The following is a 15,881-nucleotide window of genomic DNA, read 5'->3' on the forward strand; positions in this document are numbered from 1 at the left end:
CTTGAGGTGAGTCCGCCTCAGCCCTTTTCCAGGTACTGCTCCCTTTCCTCGTCCAGCAGGGCGTCCAGAGCCGTGCGGAGACCCGGCAGACGCTCCAGGTCCGGATCGGTCGCCACCAGGGCCGTCGCCTCCTGCCTCGCCTCCGCGATGACCTCCTCGTCCTCGATGACCGCGAGGACGCGCAAGGAGGAGCGGGCGCCGGACTGGGCCTGGCCGAGGACGTCGCCCTCGCGGCGCTGTTCGAGGTCGATCCGGGAGAGCTCGAAGCCGTCGAGGGTGGCGGCGACGGCGTTCAGCCGCTGGCGGGCCGCGCTGGCCTCGGGCATCTCGGTGACCAGGAGGCACAGGCCCGGGGCGGAGCCCCGGCCGACGCGGCCGCGGAGCTGGTGGAGCTGGGAGACGCCGAAGCGGTCGGCGTCCATGATCACCATCACCGTGGCGTTGGGGACGTTCACACCGACCTCGATGACCGTCGTGGCGACCAGGACGTCCGTCTCCCCGGCCGCGAAGCGGCGCATCACCGCGTCCTTGTCGTCCGGGTTCATACGGCCGTGGAGGACCTCCACCGTCAGGCCCTGGAGGGGCCCGCGGCCCAGCTGGTCGGCGATGTCCAGGACCGCGAGCGGCGGGCGCTTCTCCGCCTCGTCCTCGGGGGACTTCTTCTTGCCGGCCTTCTTGGGGTCGTCCTCCTCGTCGCCGATGCGGGGGCAGACGACGTACGCCTGGTGGCCGTTCGCCACCTCCTCGCGGACCCGCTCCCAGGCGCGGGTGAGGAAGTGGGGCTTGTCGGCGGCCGGGACCACATGGCTGGCGATCGGGGAGCGGCCGGCGGGGAGCTGGTCGAGGACGGAGGTCTCCAGGTCGCCGAAGACCGTCATGGCGACCGTGCGCGGGATCGGGGTGGCCGTCATGACCAGCAGGTGCGGGGGCTGCTTGCCCTTGCCGCGCAGGGCGTCGCGCTGTTCGACGCCGAAGCGGTGCTGCTCGTCCACCACGACCAGGCCGAGGTCGTGGAACTGGACCTTGTCCTCGATCAGGGCGTGCGTGCCGATGACGATGCCGGCCTCGCCGGTGACCAGGTCGAGCAGGGCCTGGCGGCGGGCGGCGGCGCCCATGGAGCCGGTGAGCAGGACGACCTTGGTGGCCTGCTCGGCGCCGCCCAGCATGCCTCCCTCGGCCAGCTCGCCCATCATCTCGGTGACCGAGCGGTGGTGCTGCTGGGCGAGGACCTCGGTGGGCGCGAGCATGGCCGCCTGCCCGCCCGCGTCGACCACGGCGAGCATGGCGCGCAGGGCCACCAAGGTCTTCCCGCTTCCGACCTCGCCCTGGAGCAGGCGGTGCATCGGGTGTTCCGTGGCGAGGTCGTCGAAGATCTCCTTGGAGACCTTCTGCTGGCCCTCGGTGAGGGTGAAGGGCAGGCGGTCGTCGAAGGCCGTGAGGAGGCCGTCGGGCGTGGGTGTGCGCGGGACGGCGGGGAGCTGGGTGTCCGCGTGGCGGCGGCGGGCCAGGGCGACCTGGAGGACGAAGGCCTCGTCCCACTTCAGGCGGGCGCGGGCGTCGGCGATGTCCGCCTTGGTGTGCGGGCGGTGGATCTTGAGCAGGGCCTCGGGGAGCGGGACCAGGCCACGGCCCTCGCGGAGGGAGGGGGGAAGTGGGTCCAGCGCTTCCTGGGCGGTGGGCAGCACCGTCTGGACCGCCTTGCCGATCTTCCAGGACTCCAGTTTGGCGGTGGCCGGGTAGATGGGGATCAGGGCGCCGGCCCAGCTCTCCACGGTCTCCTCGCTGTCGCCTCGCAGCAACTCGTAGGCAGGATGGGCGAGTTGGAGGCGGCGGTTGAAGACCGAGACCTTGCCGGCGAACATCGCGCGTGTGCCCGGCAGCAGCTCCTTGTGGGGCTTGTGGACGCCGTTGCCGAAGAAGACCAGCTGGAGCCGGCCGCTGCCGTCGGTGATCGTGACCTCCAGGCGCTGGCCCTTGCCGCGGGGGGCCTTGGCGGAGGCGAAGGTGTGCAGGCGGGCGTCGGCGACCTGGGCGACCACCGTGACGTGCTCGTCCATGGGGAGCTCGGCGAGTTGGGTGAGCTGGCCGCGCTCCTCGTATCTGCGCGGGTAGTGGTGGAGGAGGTCGCCGACGGTGTGCAGGCCGAGGTGCTCGGCCATCACCTTCGCGGTGGCGGGGCCGAGCACCGACTTCAGTGGCTGCTTCAGTGGTTCTTGCAGTGCGGGCACGAGATCCATTGCACACCACAGCACTGACAATGCCGGGAAATCCCTGGTCAGCTGGACTGTTCGGCCCTAGGATGGCACGCTCCGGCCATCCTTCGCGGTCACCGCCCCGCCGGGGCCGCCCGACCCCGCGCCGCACGCACTCCCCCTGTGGCGCAGTGACGATGGACTCCCAGACCTCACAGCCAGCTCAGGCATCCCAGTCACCTCATACACCTCACATGTTCCAGGTCGACCTGCGCGGTCTGGTGGACCTGCTCTCCCATCACCTCTATTCCAGTCCCAAGGTCTATCTGCGCGAGCTGCTGCAGAACGCCGTCGACGCCATCACCGCGCGGCGGGGCGAGGAGCCCGACGCCCCGGCCCGGGTGCGGCTGTACGCCGACGGCGGCGGCCTGCGGGTGGAGGACAGCGGGATCGGGCTCACCGAGGCGGACGTGCACGAGCTGCTCGCCACCATCGGGCGCAGCTCCAAGCGGGCCGAGGGCCTGCAGGAGGCCCGTTCCGACTTCCTCGGCCAGTTCGGCATCGGCCTGCTCGCGTGCTTCGTGGTCGCCGAGCGGATCCGGGTGGTCAGCCGCAGCGCCCGTACGCCCGGCGCACCACCGGTGGAGTGGACGGCGTGCGACGACGGCTCGTACACCGTGCGGACCCTGCCCGACTCCGCGCGGCCCGAGCCCGGTACGACCGTCCACCTGACCGCGCGGCCCGGGGCGGCCGAGTGGCTGGCGCCGGAGCGGGTGCTGGCCCTGGCCCGCGACTTCGGTGCGCTGCTGCCGTACGACGTCCGGGTGGGCGAGGAGCCGGTCACGGATCTGCCCGCGCCCTGGGACCGGCCGTATCCGAGCCCTTCGAGCAGAAGGGTGGCGCTGGCCCGGCACTGTCACGAGCTGTTCGGGTTCACCCCGCTGGACTCGATCGACCTGGACGTGCCGCTGGCCGGGATCCGTGGGGTGGCGTACGTGCTGCCGGCGGCCGTGAGCCCCGCCCAGCGGGCGACCCACCGGGTGCATCTGAAGGGCATGCTGCTGACCGAGCGGGCCGAACAGCTGCTGCCCGACTGGGCGTTCTTCGTGCGCTGTGTGCTGGACACCGACAGTCTGCGGCCGACGGCCTCGCGGGAGTCGTTGTACGAGGACGAGACGCTGGCCGCAGTGCGGGAGGCGCTCGGGGAACGGATCCGCTCGTGGCTCACGGGGCTTGCCGCCGGTGATCCGGAGCGGCTGACGTCCTTCCTCGCCGTGCATCACCTGGGGGTGAAGTCGCTCGCCCGGCACGACCGGGACATGCTGCGCACGATGCTGCCCTGGCTGCCGTTCGAGACCACCGACGGGCAGCTGTCGCTGGAGGAGTTCGCGCAGCGGCACCCGGTGGTGCACTTCACGCGGACCGTCGAGGAGTACCGGCAGGTCGCGCCGATCGCTTCCGCGCAGGGCGTCGGGGTGGTCAACGGCGGCTACACGTACGACGGCGACCTGGTCGAGGCGCTGCCGTCGGTGCGGCCGGGCACGGTGGTCGCCGAGCTGGACGCGGACACCGTGACCGCGCATCTGGACGCGGTCGACCCGGGCGAGGAGCTGGCCCTGTCCGGCTTCCTGGCGGCCGCGCGGGCGCAGCTGGACCGGCTGGGCTGTGACGTGGTCCTGCGGGCCTTCCATCCGCTGTCGGTGCCCGCGCTGCACCTGGACGACCGTTCCGCTCGGCACGAGCAGGCCCGTGCGGCGGCCGAGGAGCAGGCCGACGACCTCTGGGCGGGCATCCTCGGCTCGCTGCGCGGCAGCGCACCGCGCGCGCGTCTGGTGCTCAACCATCTCAACCCGCTGGTGCGGCGCATCGGTTCGCTGAAGGACCCGGAACTGATCGGCACCGCCGTCGAATCGCTGTACGGGCAGGCCCTGCTGATGGCGCAGCGCCCGCTCAGGCCGGCCGACTCGGCGCTGCTCAACCGGGCGTTCATCGGCCTGCTGGAGTGGGCGACCCATGGGGAGGGTGACGGGCGATGAGCGAGATCGCGGACTTCGACGCGCTGCGCCGGGCGATGGCGGAGAACTCCGAGCAGCCGGAGGGCCCGGCCCGCAACGCGCGCGCGGAGCGGCTGCTGGCCGAGGCGGAGGGCCTCGGCATCCCGCTGGCCGTCATCGAGGCGCTCGGGCACCAGCTGAAGGTCTACAACTACAGCTCGGAGAAGGACAAGATGTTCGTCCCGTTCGCGCGGCTGCTGCGCATGTGGGACGAACGGCCCGAGGACTTCGACGCGTACGAGGCGCACTCGCTGCACTGGGTCTTCAAGTGGATGTCGGCGGGCATGCTGGACCAGCCGCACATCCCGCTCGCCTCGATCGAGAAGTGGCTCGGCGAGATGGAGCACCGCTACCGGCTCGCCGGGCACTCCGAACGGGCCGTGCGCGGCGCCGAGTTCACCGTGGCCGCCCACATCGGGGACCTGGCGCGCGCGGAGCGGGCGTACGCCGCGTGGCTCGCCGCGGACCGGGACACGATGGCCGACTGCCACGCGTGCGAGCTGCACGGGCAGGGCGAGTGGCAGGTCCAGCGCGGCAGGGACGCGGATGCCCTGGAGCTGTGGCGGCCGGTGCTGGAGGGCGAGTTCGCCTGCGCGCACGAACCGCACACCGTGCTGGCCTCCTCGCTGGTTCCGCTGCTGCGCCTGGGGCGCGTCGACGAGGCCCGCGCGAACCATCTGCGGGGCTTTCGTCTGGTCCGCCCGATGGAGTCGATGCGCGGCGCCTACGCCGACCATGTGGAGTTCTGCGCGCTGACCGGCAACGAGGCACGCGCTCTGGAGCTGCTCGCCGAGCGGCCGGCGTACTTCACCGACACGGGGCATCCGCGCAGCCGGCTGGACTTTTTGGCCGTGGTGACGCTGCTGATGGACCGGCTGACCGAACTGGGCCTCGGCGGGCAGCGGGTGCCGGGGCCGGCCGGGCGGAGTTGGACGGCACAGGAACTCGCCGCCCACGCGCGCGTGGAGACGCTGGACCTGGCCGAGCGGTTCGACCGGCGCAACGGCACGTCGCACATCGGTGACCGGGCACGCGCGCGTATGGCTCAGCGGCCGCTGGTGGAGCGCCTGCCGCTGGGCGTGCGTACGGTGCGCGCGGCGGCGGCCCCGGTGGCCGTGCCCGCGCCCCCGGAGGCGCAGGACGAGCCCGACCTGGCGGCCCTGCTCGCCGAGGCACGCCGGCTGTCGGAGACCCTCCAGCCGCACGCCCTTCAGGCCTGGGCGGCGGTCGGGCGGGCCGCGCACGGTACGGAGCTGGAGCCACGCGACCGCGCGGAGCTGGCCGACCACGAGGCGATGGCCTGCGGCCCCGAGGGCATCGAGCTGTTCGAGCGGGCGGCGGCCCTGTACGCCGAGGCGGGCGACCCCGGCGAGGCCCTGGCGGCACGCGCGCGTGGAGCGTACGTCCGCGCCCTGACCGGCGACGTGCAGACGGCCCTGGCGGTGGTCACCGGGCTGTACGACGAGGCCCTCGCCCTCTACGCCGAGGAGGCCACAGGCGTACGGCAGACGGCGTCGGTCCTGATGAGCCGGGCGCGGATTCTCATGCGCCGGGTACACCAGGGGGCGCCGGTCCTGGAGAACCCGGTACGGGACGCACCGGTGCCGGACGGCTCCGCGCCCGGGGATGCGGCGCCGAAGGCACCGGGCCCCAACGCGTCGGCCTCGGACCGGCCGGGGGCCGAAGTACCGGGACCGGGCGGGCCGGACACGGACGGTCTCGCGCCCAGGGATGCGATGCCGGAGGGGCCCGCCCCCCACACGCCGGCCTCCGACCAGCCGGGAACCGAACTCCCAGGACCGGACAGGCCAGACGCCGACGGCCCCGCGCGCGGGGACGCAGCGCAGAAGGGACCCGTCCCCGCCACGTCGGCCTCCGACCAGCCGAAGGCCGAGGGCCTGGTATCAGGCGGGGCGGCCCCCCAGCAACCGGAGCCCGACGGGGCCGTGCCGGGCGGGGCGGCCCCCCAGCAATCGGAGCCCGATGGGGCCGGGCCGGGCGGGGCGGTGGCCGGGTCGGTGCGGGATGCGTTCGCGCAGGTCGAGCAGGCCGTGCGGGAGGTGCTGGCGCTCGTCGGCGGGCGGACCGGTGATGATGTGCGGTTGGCGGCTCGGGCCGCTGAGGCGCGGGCCATGCTCGCCGAGCTGGCCGGGGTGCGCGGGGACGGCGGGCGGGCCGCGGAGTTGTTCCGGCGGGCGGCCGACGCGTACGTGAGCGCCGGGCTGCCGTGGTTCGCCGTGGAGTACGAGGTGCAGGTCGCCGCGCTGGCCCATCAGGCCGGTGAGCCGGGCGAGGCAGAGCGGGCGCTACGGGCCGCCCTGGAACATGGCGGGCCGTACGTGGAGCCGGTCGGCCGGGCCCAGCTGCATCTGCAGCTCGCCGAGCTCGTCGGCGCCCGGGGTGAGGTCGTCGAGGCCACCGAGCATGCCCTGGAGGCCGCGCACTGGGCCGACGAGGCGGGCGAGAGCGGCACGCTGGGGGCCTGGGCGCGGCAGCAGCTGGGCGGGCTCCTGCTGCGGCAGGGGCGCTGCGCCGAGGCCGCCGAGGTGCTGGAGTCGGCGCTGGCCGACCTGTCCGCCGAGACGCACGGGGACGGGGCGGTCGTACAGGCGCAGTGGTGGCTCGGCGACTGCCTGGACGAGCTGGGTGATCACCGGGCGGCGGCGGAACACCGGCTGCGGGCCGCCGAGACCGCCCGGCACTGGCCCGAGCAGCAGGACCACGCCACGCTCGCCCACCTCGCCGCCGAGTCGCTGAGCAAGGCCGGTCTGCTGGACGAGGCCGACCAGGCCTACGCGCGGGCGGGTGAACTGTGGCGCGCGCTGGGCAACCCGGCCTTCCTCGTCCGCTCACTGCGCGCCCGCGGCTGGCTGGCGCTGCGCGGGGAGGGCGGCGCGGAGGGTGCGCGGGAGCTGATGGCGCAGGCGGTGCGCGAGTGCGAGCAGGCGCGTGAGGCCGCGGCCGACCCGGTGTCCCGGGAACAGCTCACCGGCGAACTCGCCCATACGCACCGGCAGTTCGGCGAGCTGCTGGCCCGCTCGGTGACCGAGGAGGCAGAGCGGGCCGAGGAGGCCGGGGACGGCGCGATCCGGGCCGCGTTCGAGGCGGCGCTGATCCAGCTGGACCGCGCGGCCGACCTGTTCGCCAAGCTCGGCCCGGACGGGCTGCACGACCGCACCGGTGCCCAACTCGCCGCCGGGCGGCTGGCGGCGGACCTCGGCCGGCCCGCCGAGGCGACGGCACGCGCGCGTGCCGTGCTCGCGGCCTACGAAGGTGCCGACGACAGGGACGAGACCGTCCGGGCACGCCGGGTGGAGGCCGCCGGGATGCTGGAGCAGGAGTCGTGAACCCGGCTCACTCCACGCCGATGAGCAGCAGGGTCCCCTGCCTGCCCCCCTGGTACACGACCGTGTCCACGGCGAGGTAGGACTCCCGTACGCGGGCCTCCAACTGCTCGGCGACGGTCTCGGGGGCCCCTTCGCCGACGACGAGGGTGACCAGCTCGCCGCCGGCCTGGAGCATGCGGTCCAGGACGGTGCGGGCGGTGGCGGTGACGTCGGGGCCGATCACCGCCACGTCGCCGTCGATGAGCCCGAGCACGTCCCCGGCCTGGCAGATGCCGGCCGTCGTCCAGGACTGGCGTTCGGCGACGACGACCTCGGCGTACCGGGTGGCGCCCGCCGCCGCGGTCATCTGGACCACGTCCTCGTCGAACCGGCGCCCCGGCTCGTGCACGGCGAGCGCGGCGATGCCCTGGACGGCCGAGCGGGTCGGGATCAGGGCCACCCGGATGCCCTCGGTGCGGGCCTGCTCGGCGGCCGCGGCGGCCGTGTGGCGCAGCTCGGCGTCGTTGGGCAGCAGGACGACCTCGCGCGCGTGGGCCCGCCGCAGCGCCTGCACCAGCTCCCCGCTGGCGGGCGGCTCCCCGGGGCGCGCGAGGACGGTCGTGGCGCCCGCCTCGGTGTACAGCCCGGCCAGGCCCTCGCCCGGTACGACGGCGACGACGGCACGCTGGGCACGCTCGCGTGGCGGCCGCTCGCCGCCGGTGTGCACGTCCCCCAGCCCGAAGTGGGTGATCCTGATCCGGTACGGCCGCCCCGCCTCCACGCCCGCCTCCACGGCGGCGCCCGCGTCGTCGACGTGCACATGGACGTTCCACAGCCCGTCGCCGCCGACCACGACCAGGGAGTCGCCGAGCGCGTCGAGGCGTTCCCTCAGCCGGGCCACGGCCAGGTCGCCGGCCTCCAGGAGATAGATCACCTCGTAGGCGGGCCCGCCGGCCTCGGCGCCCTCGACGCACAGGCCGGCGTCGGGGACGGCCACCCGGGCGTGCGCGCCCGCAGCGGAATCGGCGCCCACGCGCGCGTACACATCGGCCTCCGCACCGGTGCCCGCAGCACCGCAGACCCCGCCCACGCGCGCGTGGGCGCCGGAAACGGCGTCCGGGGCATCCCCGGCATCCCGTACCGCCGCGAGGCTCTCCCGCGCGGCCGGCAGCTCCCGTACCGCCTCCCCCGTGAACGCCTCCACCAGCGCACCCAGCACCGCCACGAGCCCGCGTCCGCCCGCGTCGACCACCCCGGCCCGGCCGAGCACGGGCAGCTGGCGGGGAGTGGCCGCCAGGGCCGTCCGCGCGCCCTCGTAGGCCGCCCGCGCGACCGTGCCGCAGTCGCCGTCGGCCTCCTCGGCGGCCTCGGCGGCGGCCGAGGCGACGGTCAGCACCGTGCCCTCGACGGGGTGGGCCACGGCCTGCCGGGCGGAGTCGGCGGCCCGCCGCAGCGCCAGCCGCAGCCCCGCGCCGTCGATGTGCGCCGCCTCACCGCCCTGAGCCAGCACCTGCGCCATGCCGCGCAGCAGCTGCGCCAGGATCGTCCCGGAGTTGCCCCGGGCCCCGATGAGCGCCCCGTGGGCCATCGCGTGCACGGCGTCCGCCAGGGAGGGCTCCCCGACACCCGTCTCGTACCCGGCGAACACGGCCTCCACGGCGGTGGCCGCCGATTCCAGCGTGAGGTAGAGATTCGTTCCGGTGTCGCCGTCGGCCACCGGATAGACGTTGATCGCGTCGATCTCCTCACGCGCGCGCCCGAGCGCTCCGAGCGCCAGACCGCACCAGGTGCGCACCGCGAGAGCATCGAGGAACGTCTGCGGCACCTGCGCCACCTGCGCCTCCCTGAACTGGCTGGACGTGGGACGCAGCGTAGACCCCGAAGCGGTGTCCACCGGAAGTGGGCCGGGAGCGGGGTCCTGAGCTGCCATGGTAGTTTCGTTCTACGGGCGCAGCCGTTGTATGCTGCTCCGGTTGCCCGATCCTGATCGGGCCGTTCCCCTGGCAACGCCACTCAAGATCTCAGGTCTTAGGATCTCGATCCCGGCATGCCGGGATTAACCGTAAGTGCATCTGAAGTCTTTGGAGTGACCCGTGGCTGCCAACTGCGACGTCTGCGGCAAGGGGCCGGGCTTCGGCAACAACATCTCGCACTCGCACCGCCGTACGTCCCGCCGCTGGAACCCGAACATCCAGCGTGTGCGTACCGTGGTCGGCGGGACGCCGAAGCGCGTGAACGCTTGCACCTCGTGCATCAAGGCCGGCAAGGTCTCGCGCTGACGCTACAGCTGAGCGCGCGGCCACTGCCTGGTTCGCTGCACTGAGCCGGTCCACCCGAGGGTGGGCCGGCTTTTTGCCGTACCCGAGACCCGACAGCACATCACGCACGGAACCGCCACCCGTGATCCACCGGCCCGATCCCCGCCCCCAGCGCGAACCCGGCGGCGATCGCGCCCGTGACGTACTCCTTGGCCGCCGTGACCGCCTCCGGCACGCTCAGGCCCTTCGCCAGCCCCGACGCGACGGCGGACGCCAGTGTGCAGCCGGTGCCGTGCGTGTGCCGGTTGTCGTGCCGGGGCGCACGCAGCCGGTACTCGTCGGCACCGTCCGTGAGCAGATCCACGGCCTCGCCCGCCAGATGCCCGCCCTTGATCAGCACCCACCGCGGGCCGTACGCCAGCACGGCGTCCGCGGCCCGGCGCAGATCGTCCTCCGACTCGACCCGCACCCCGGTGAGTTGCGCCACCTCGTCGAGGTTCGGGGTGGCCACGGTCGCCACCGGGAGCAGCTTCGTCCGTACCGAGTCCAGCGCGGACGCGGCGAGCAGCGGGTCGCCGTGCTTGGAGACGCCCACCGGGTCGACCACGGCCGGCGCGTCCGTGCCGGAGATCAACTCGGCGACCGCCTCGGCCAGTTCCGCCGAGGCGAGCATGCCGGTCTTCACGGCCTGCACGCCGATGTCGTCCACGACGCTGCGGTACTGGGCCCGCACGGCCTCCACGGGCAGCTCCCAGGCCCCCTGGACGCCCAGCGAGTTCTGCGCGGTCACGGCCGTGATCACGCTCATCCCGTGCACGCCGAGCGCCAGCATCGTCTTCAGGTCGGCCTGGATGCCGGCCCCGCCCCCGGAGTCGGAGCCGGCCACCGTGAGCACCCTCGGCAGGCTCATGACTCGATGCCCCCGAAGTGGTCCCAGCCGCCCTTGCTGGTCCAGGGCGCCCCGTCGACGGTCACCTGCGGCAGCGCGGAGGGGTTGAGGACCTCGCCGATGACCTTCCAGCGGGCCGGCAGCTTGGTGTCCGGCGGGAAGGTCGCGACGATCGCGTGGTCCTCTCCCCCGGTCAGCACCCACTGCAGCGGGTCGACGCCGACGGCCTGCCCGATGTCGTTCATCTGGGTCGGGATGTCGATCGCGCCGGAGCGGATGTCGATGCGGACCTTGCTCGCCTCGGCGATGTGCCCGAGGTCGGCGATCAGCCCGTCGCTCACGTCGCACATCGCGGTCGCGCCGAGCCCGGCGGCCGCCGGACCCGCGTGGTACGGCGGCTCGGGGCGCCGGTGGGCCTCCACGAAGGCGCGTGGGGAGCGGAAACCGCGGGAAAGGACCGCGTATCCGGCCGCGGACCAGCCCAGCCAGCCCGTGACGGCCACCAGGTCGCCGGGCTGGGCGCCGGCCCGTGTGACGGGCTCCTGGTTGCGCAGATCGCCGAGCGCGGTGATCGACACCATGATCGTGTCGCCGCGTACGACGTCACCGCCGACCACGGAGGCGCCCGCGACCTGGCACTCGTCGCGCAGGCCGTCCATCAGCTCGCTCGGCCAGGTCACCGGGAGTTCGGCCGGAACGACCAGGCCGAGCAGCAGGGCGGTCGGTACGGCGCCCATCGCGGCGATGTCGGCGAGGTTCTGCGCCGCCGCCTTGCGGCCGACGTCGTAGGCCGTGGACCAGTCGCGGCGGAAGTGCCGCCCCTCCAGCAGGATGTCGGTGCTCGCCACCACCCGGCGGTCGGGCGCGGCGACCACCGCCGCGTCGTCGCCGGGGCCGATCCGGACCGCCGGGGTGGTGGTGAGACGGGAGGTGAGCTCCCTGATGAGCCCGAACTCACCGAGCTCACCAACAGTGCCCTTCATTGCCTTGCTCCCCTTCTCTGCCATGCCGTGCCCAGTCGCGCGTCATCAGTGTCCCCGATACCGTCGAGGTGACTGTCGATTCGGTCCGGATGACCGTCGCAGCGGTCTTGCGACCGTCAACTTCCGTCGTGCCTGCACCCTGGCGCGCAAGCCTGGTTCCCGCAGGTCTCCCCGCGGGGAGCGGCGACGCGATACCGTGGCGTTCCTTTTCCCCACATGATCCTCGTGGCCGCCCTGGAGGTTCCGTGGTACAGGCGTACATCCTGATCCAGACGGAGGTCGGCAAGGCGTCGACCGTCGCCGAGACGATCAGCAAGATCCCTGGAGTGCTCCAGGCCGAGGACGTGACGGGACCGTACGACGTCATCGTGCGCGCCCAGGCCGACACGGTCGACGACCTCGGGCGCATGGTGGTCGCCAAGGTCCAGCAAGTGGACGGCATCACCCGCACCCTGACCTGTCCGGTCGTGCATCTGTAGCCCCCGTCTACGCTTGGCCGGTGAAGTTCTTCGCTCACCGGCCCCTCGGCCTGCTCGCGCCCGCGCTGCTGCTCGCGGTCGCGGGCTGCTCCTCGGCAGACGACAGCGCGACCGTGGCGGTTCCCAGCCCCGACGCGAAAACGGCGCCGGTGTGCCGGAATCTGCACCGGGTGCTGCCGCAGAAGCTCGACGGGCGAAGCCGCAACGACCCCGAACCCCGGTCCGCCTACACGGCGGGCTGGGGAAACCCGGCGATCATACTGCGCTGCGGTGTCGTACGGCCGCCGAAGATGATCGATCCCAAGGTGGCCGAGGGCGGTGACCCCGATGCCATCGCGGGCGGGGTGAACGGCGTCGACTGGCTGATGGAGAAGCAGGGCGACGGCACCTGGCGGTTCACCACGGCGGGACGTGTGGCCTATGTGCAGATCGGCCTGCCCAAGGGGATGTCCGCGCAGGAGGAGGGCACGGCCGTGCTCACCGACCTCGCGGCGGCCGTGAAGAAGGCGATCCCCAAGGGGATCGCCTCCATGCGCGGGTGAGCCGGGTGCTCAGCGCAGCCCGGTCGAGCGGCGCAGCGCCGCCTGCACCAGGCGGTCGATCAGCTCGGGGTAGCTGACGCCGCTGGCCTGCCACATCTGCGGGTACATCGAGATCGGCGTGAAGCCGGGCAGGGTGTTGATCTCGTTGATCACGAACTCGCCGTCCTCGGTGAGGAAGAAGTCGGCGCGGACCAGGCCCTCGCAGGAGACCGCCTCGAACGCCTCGACCGCGAGCCGCCGCACCTCGGCGGTCTGCTCCTCGGTGAGCGGCGCCGGGACGATGCCGGGCGTGGAGTCGATGTACTTGGCCTCGAAGTCGTAGTACGCGTGCGTGTCCGGCGGCGGGATCTCGGCAGGCACGGAGGCGCGCGGGCCGTCCTCGAACTCCAGGACGCCGCACTCGATCTCCCGGCCCCGCACGGCGGCCTCGATCAGGATCTTCGGGTCGTGGGCCTGCGCGGTGGCGATCGCCTCGTCCAGCCCGGCCAGGTCGTCGACCTTGGTGATGCCGATGGACGAGCCCGCGCGCGCGGGCTTCACGAACAGCGGCCAGCCGTGCTCGCCGGCGAAATCGATGATCTTCTTGCGGGCGGCGGACTCGTCCCGCTCCCACTCGCGCGGCCGGATCACCACGTACGGACCGACCTTGAGCCCGTAGGAGGTGAAGATCCGCTTCATGTACTCCTTGTCCTGGCCGACGGCCGAGGCGAGCACACCGGCGCCCACGTACGGCACCCCGGACAGCTCCAGGAGGCCCTGCAGGGTGCCGTCCTCGCCGTACGGGCCGTGCAGCACCGGGAAGACCACGTCGACCTCGCCGAGGGCCTTGGGCACCGATCCCGGCTCGCTGTAGACGACCTCGCGGCTCGCGGGGTCGACGGGAAGCACCACGCCGCCCTCGTGCGACTCCGCCAGCTCCTCGACGGCGGGCAGGCGGCGGTCGGCGATGGCCATCCGCTCCGGTTCGTCGGCCGTCAGCGCCCAACGGCCGTCCCGGGTGATGCCGATCGGCAGGACGTCGTACTTGGTCCGGTCGATGGCCTTGAGGACGGCGCCGGCGGTGACCACGGAGATCCCGTGTTCGGAGCTGCGCCCGCCGAACACGACGGCAACGCGCGGCTTGCGGGGCGGCTGCTCAGGGCTCTGGGGGAGGTTCTCGGTGCTCATATCGCGTTGAGAGTACCCGTTGGTAGAGCCCGGATACAGCGTCGACTCAGGGGGTTCGCTCAGCGTCGTTCCGGCTTCGCGCTGCGCGACATCAGCTCCTTGACGGCGACCACCGGGGACTTGCCCTCGTGGACGATGGCGACCACCGTCTCCGTGATGGGCATGTCGACGCCGTGCCGGCGGGCCAGATCCAGCACGGACTCGCAGGACTTGACGCCCTCGGCGGTCTGCTTGGTGACCGCGATGGTCTCCTGCAGGGTCATGCCCTTGCCGAGGTTGGTGCCGAAGGTGTGGTTGCGGGACAGCGGCGAGGAGCAGGTCGCCACCAGGTCGCCCAGACCCGCGAGTCCGGAGAAGGTCAGCGGGTCGGCGCCGAGCACGACACCGAGCCGTGCGGTCTCGGCGAGGCCCCGGGTGATGAGCGAGCCCTTGGCATTGTCGCCGAGCCCCATGCCGTCCGCGATGCCCACGGCGAGCCCGATGACGTTCTTCACGGCACCGCCCAGTTCGCAGCCCACCACGTCGGTTTCCGTGTACGGCCGGAAGTACGGCGTGTGGCAGGCGGCCTGGAGGCGCTGGGCCACGGCCACGTCGGTGCAGGCGACGACGGCTGCGGCGGGCATGCGGGCGGCGATCTCACGGGCCAGGTTGGGCCCGGTGACGACCGCGATGCGGTCGGGGCCGACCTTGGCGACGTCGTCGATGACCTCGCTCATCCGCATGGTGGAGCCGAGTTCGACGCCCTTCATCAGGGAGACGAGCACGGTGTCCGGGGCGAGCAGCGGGGTCCACTCGGCGAGGTTGGCGCGCAGGGTCTGGGAGGGCACGGCGAGGATGGTGAAGTCCGCGTCGCGCAGGGCCTCGGCCGGGTCCGAGGTGGCACGCAGATTCTCCGGGAGTTCGACGCCCGGCAGGTAGTCGGGGTTGGTCCGCGTGGAGTTGACGGCCTCGGCCAGCTCGGGACGGCGGGCCCACAGGGTGACTTCGCAGCCCGCGTCGGCGAGGACCATGCCGAAGGCGGTGCCCCACGAGCCGGTGCCCATGACCGCCGTCTTGACCGCCTTGCTCACTTGCCCTGCCCCTCCGGTTCCTTGCCCTTGGTCTGCGCCGTCTGTGCCTCGGTGCGGCGCCGCTGTTCGTTCCGCTCGCGGCGGGGGTCGTAGGGCGTCTCGGGCGCCTTCTCGCCGCGGATCTCCTCCAGGAGGCGGGTGATGGCCGCCATGATGACCTCGGTGGCCTCCTTGAGCAGGTCCGGGGTCATCTCCTTGTCGTAGAAGCGCGAGAGGTCCACGGGCGGGCCCGCGAGCACGTGGTGGGTCTTGCGCGGGAAGAGGTCCGGCTTCTTGGCGTACGGCGGCAGCAGTTCGTTGGCGCCCCACTGGGCGACGGGGATGACCGGGCACTTGGTCTGCAGGGCGACGCGGGCGGCGCCGGTCTTGCCGGTCATGGGCCAGCCGTTCGGGTCGCGGGTGAGGGTGCCCTCGGGATAGAAGGCGACGCACTCGCCGCGCTCCACGGCGTCGATCGCGGCCCGGAAGGCGCTGAGGGCGTCCGTGGACTCGCGGTAGACGGGGATCTGTCCGGTGCCGCGCATGGCAGCGCCGACGAATCCCTTCTTGAAAAGTCCGCTCTTCGCCAGGAATCGCGGAACCCGTCCGGTGTTGTACTGATAGTGCGCGTACGCGAAGGGGTCCACGTGGGAATTGTGGTTCACCACGGTGATAAATCCGCCCTCGGCCGGAATGTGCTCCATTCCACGCCAGTCCCGCTTGATCAGAACCACCAGCGGCGGTTTGCAGATCACCGCGGCGAAGCGGTACCAGAAGCCGATTCTGCGGCGGGGCACAAGGACACCTTCCTCTAGGGGGCTGCCACCCCGGCGGGGGCCGCACGATTGTCGCCCCGTGCCGCCGGTCTGTCGAGAACACCGTACGCCCCGCCACCGACGGCGCCAGATGGCGCGGGGACAATGATCGTGACTAGAGAGGGAC

12 protein-coding genes are annotated in these 15,881 nt (G+C 72.9%); 5 read left to right on the forward strand and 7 right to left on the reverse strand.

Going from position 1 to position 15,881, the window contains the following annotated elements:
• Positions 1-17: 17 nt before the first annotated feature.
• Positions 18-2,237 (reverse strand): ATP-dependent DNA helicase RecG, encoded by a 2,220-nt coding sequence (recG, locus tag ACZ418_RS25695; RefSeq protein WP_468367041.1) that lies wholly within the window; start codon positions 2,235-2,237, stop codon positions 18-20.
• Between the two features lie 152 nt (positions 2,238-2,389).
• Here recG and ACZ418_RS25700 point away from each other — a divergent pair, with 152 nt between their 5' ends.
• Positions 2,390-4,228, forward strand: a complete 1,839-nt coding sequence (locus tag ACZ418_RS25700; protein ID WP_468367416.1) for an HSP90 family protein — start codon at positions 2,390-2,392, stop codon at positions 4,226-4,228.
• Complete coding sequence (locus ACZ418_RS25705) at positions 4,225-7,593, forward strand: tetratricopeptide repeat protein (RefSeq protein ID WP_468367043.1); 3,369 nt, start codon at positions 4,225-4,227, stop codon at positions 7,591-7,593. Before ACZ418_RS25700 ends, ACZ418_RS25705 begins: the two co-directional genes overlap by 4 nt.
• 7 nt (positions 7,594-7,600) lie before the next feature.
• On the opposite strand, the gene ACZ418_RS25710 is transcribed toward ACZ418_RS25705, so the two are convergent.
• Positions 7,601-9,406: a DAK2 domain-containing protein gene (locus ACZ418_RS25710; RefSeq protein ID WP_468367046.1), complete on the reverse strand. Its 1,806-nt coding sequence runs from the start codon at positions 9,404-9,406 to the stop codon at positions 7,601-7,603.
• Positions 9,407-9,665: 259 nt separating this feature from the next.
• Here ACZ418_RS25710 and rpmB point away from each other — a divergent pair, with 259 nt between their 5' ends.
• Entirely contained in the window at positions 9,666-9,851 is a 186-nt protein-coding gene (rpmB, locus tag ACZ418_RS25715; protein ID WP_003993230.1) for a 50S ribosomal protein L28, read from the forward strand.
• 100 nt (positions 9,852-9,951) lie between these two features.
• Here the strand turns inward: rpmB and thiD are convergent, their stop codons facing one another.
• Entirely contained in the window at positions 9,952-10,740 is a 789-nt protein-coding gene (gene thiD / locus ACZ418_RS25720) for a bifunctional hydroxymethylpyrimidine kinase/phosphomethylpyrimidine kinase (RefSeq protein WP_468367048.1), read from the reverse strand.
• Complete coding sequence (locus ACZ418_RS25725; protein WP_468367051.1) at positions 10,737-11,702, reverse strand: thiamine-phosphate kinase; 966 nt, start codon at positions 11,700-11,702, stop codon at positions 10,737-10,739. Before ACZ418_RS25725 ends, thiD begins: the two co-directional genes overlap by 4 nt.
• 245 nt (positions 11,703-11,947) lie before the next feature.
• On the opposite strand from ACZ418_RS25725, the gene ACZ418_RS25730 reads away from it, so the two are divergent.
• Both ACZ418_RS25730 and ACZ418_RS25735 read left to right on the forward strand, forming a co-directional pair.
• Positions 11,948-12,181, forward strand: coding sequence for an Lrp/AsnC family transcriptional regulator (locus ACZ418_RS25730; protein WP_003993216.1), 234 nt, complete (start codon positions 11,948-11,950; stop codon positions 12,179-12,181).
• A 20-nt stretch (positions 12,182-12,201) separates the two neighbouring features.
• Positions 12,202-12,723, forward strand: coding sequence for a DUF3515 domain-containing protein (locus ACZ418_RS25735; RefSeq protein WP_468367054.1), 522 nt, complete (start codon positions 12,202-12,204; stop codon positions 12,721-12,723).
• Positions 12,724-12,732: 9 nt separating this feature from the next.
• Here ACZ418_RS25735 and ACZ418_RS25740 read toward each other — a convergent pair whose 3' ends face one another.
• The 3 genes from ACZ418_RS25740 to ACZ418_RS25750 are packed head-to-tail and all read right to left on the reverse strand — an operon-like array spanning position 12,733 to position 15,736.
• Positions 12,733-13,890, reverse strand: coding sequence for a D-alanine--D-alanine ligase family protein (locus ACZ418_RS25740; protein WP_468367057.1), 1,158 nt, complete (start codon positions 13,888-13,890; stop codon positions 12,733-12,735).
• Between the two features lie 59 nt (positions 13,891-13,949).
• Complete coding sequence (locus ACZ418_RS25745; RefSeq protein WP_468367060.1) at positions 13,950-14,960, reverse strand: NAD(P)H-dependent glycerol-3-phosphate dehydrogenase; 1,011 nt, start codon at positions 14,958-14,960, stop codon at positions 13,950-13,952.
• Positions 14,957-15,736: a lysophospholipid acyltransferase family protein gene (locus ACZ418_RS25750; protein ID WP_468367063.1), complete on the reverse strand. Its 780-nt coding sequence runs from the start codon at positions 15,734-15,736 to the stop codon at positions 14,957-14,959. Before ACZ418_RS25750 ends, ACZ418_RS25745 begins: the two co-directional genes overlap by 4 nt.
• Positions 15,737-15,881: the final 145 nt, after the last annotated feature.

This window comes from Streptomyces sp. NPDC030820 (assembly GCF_055572075.1).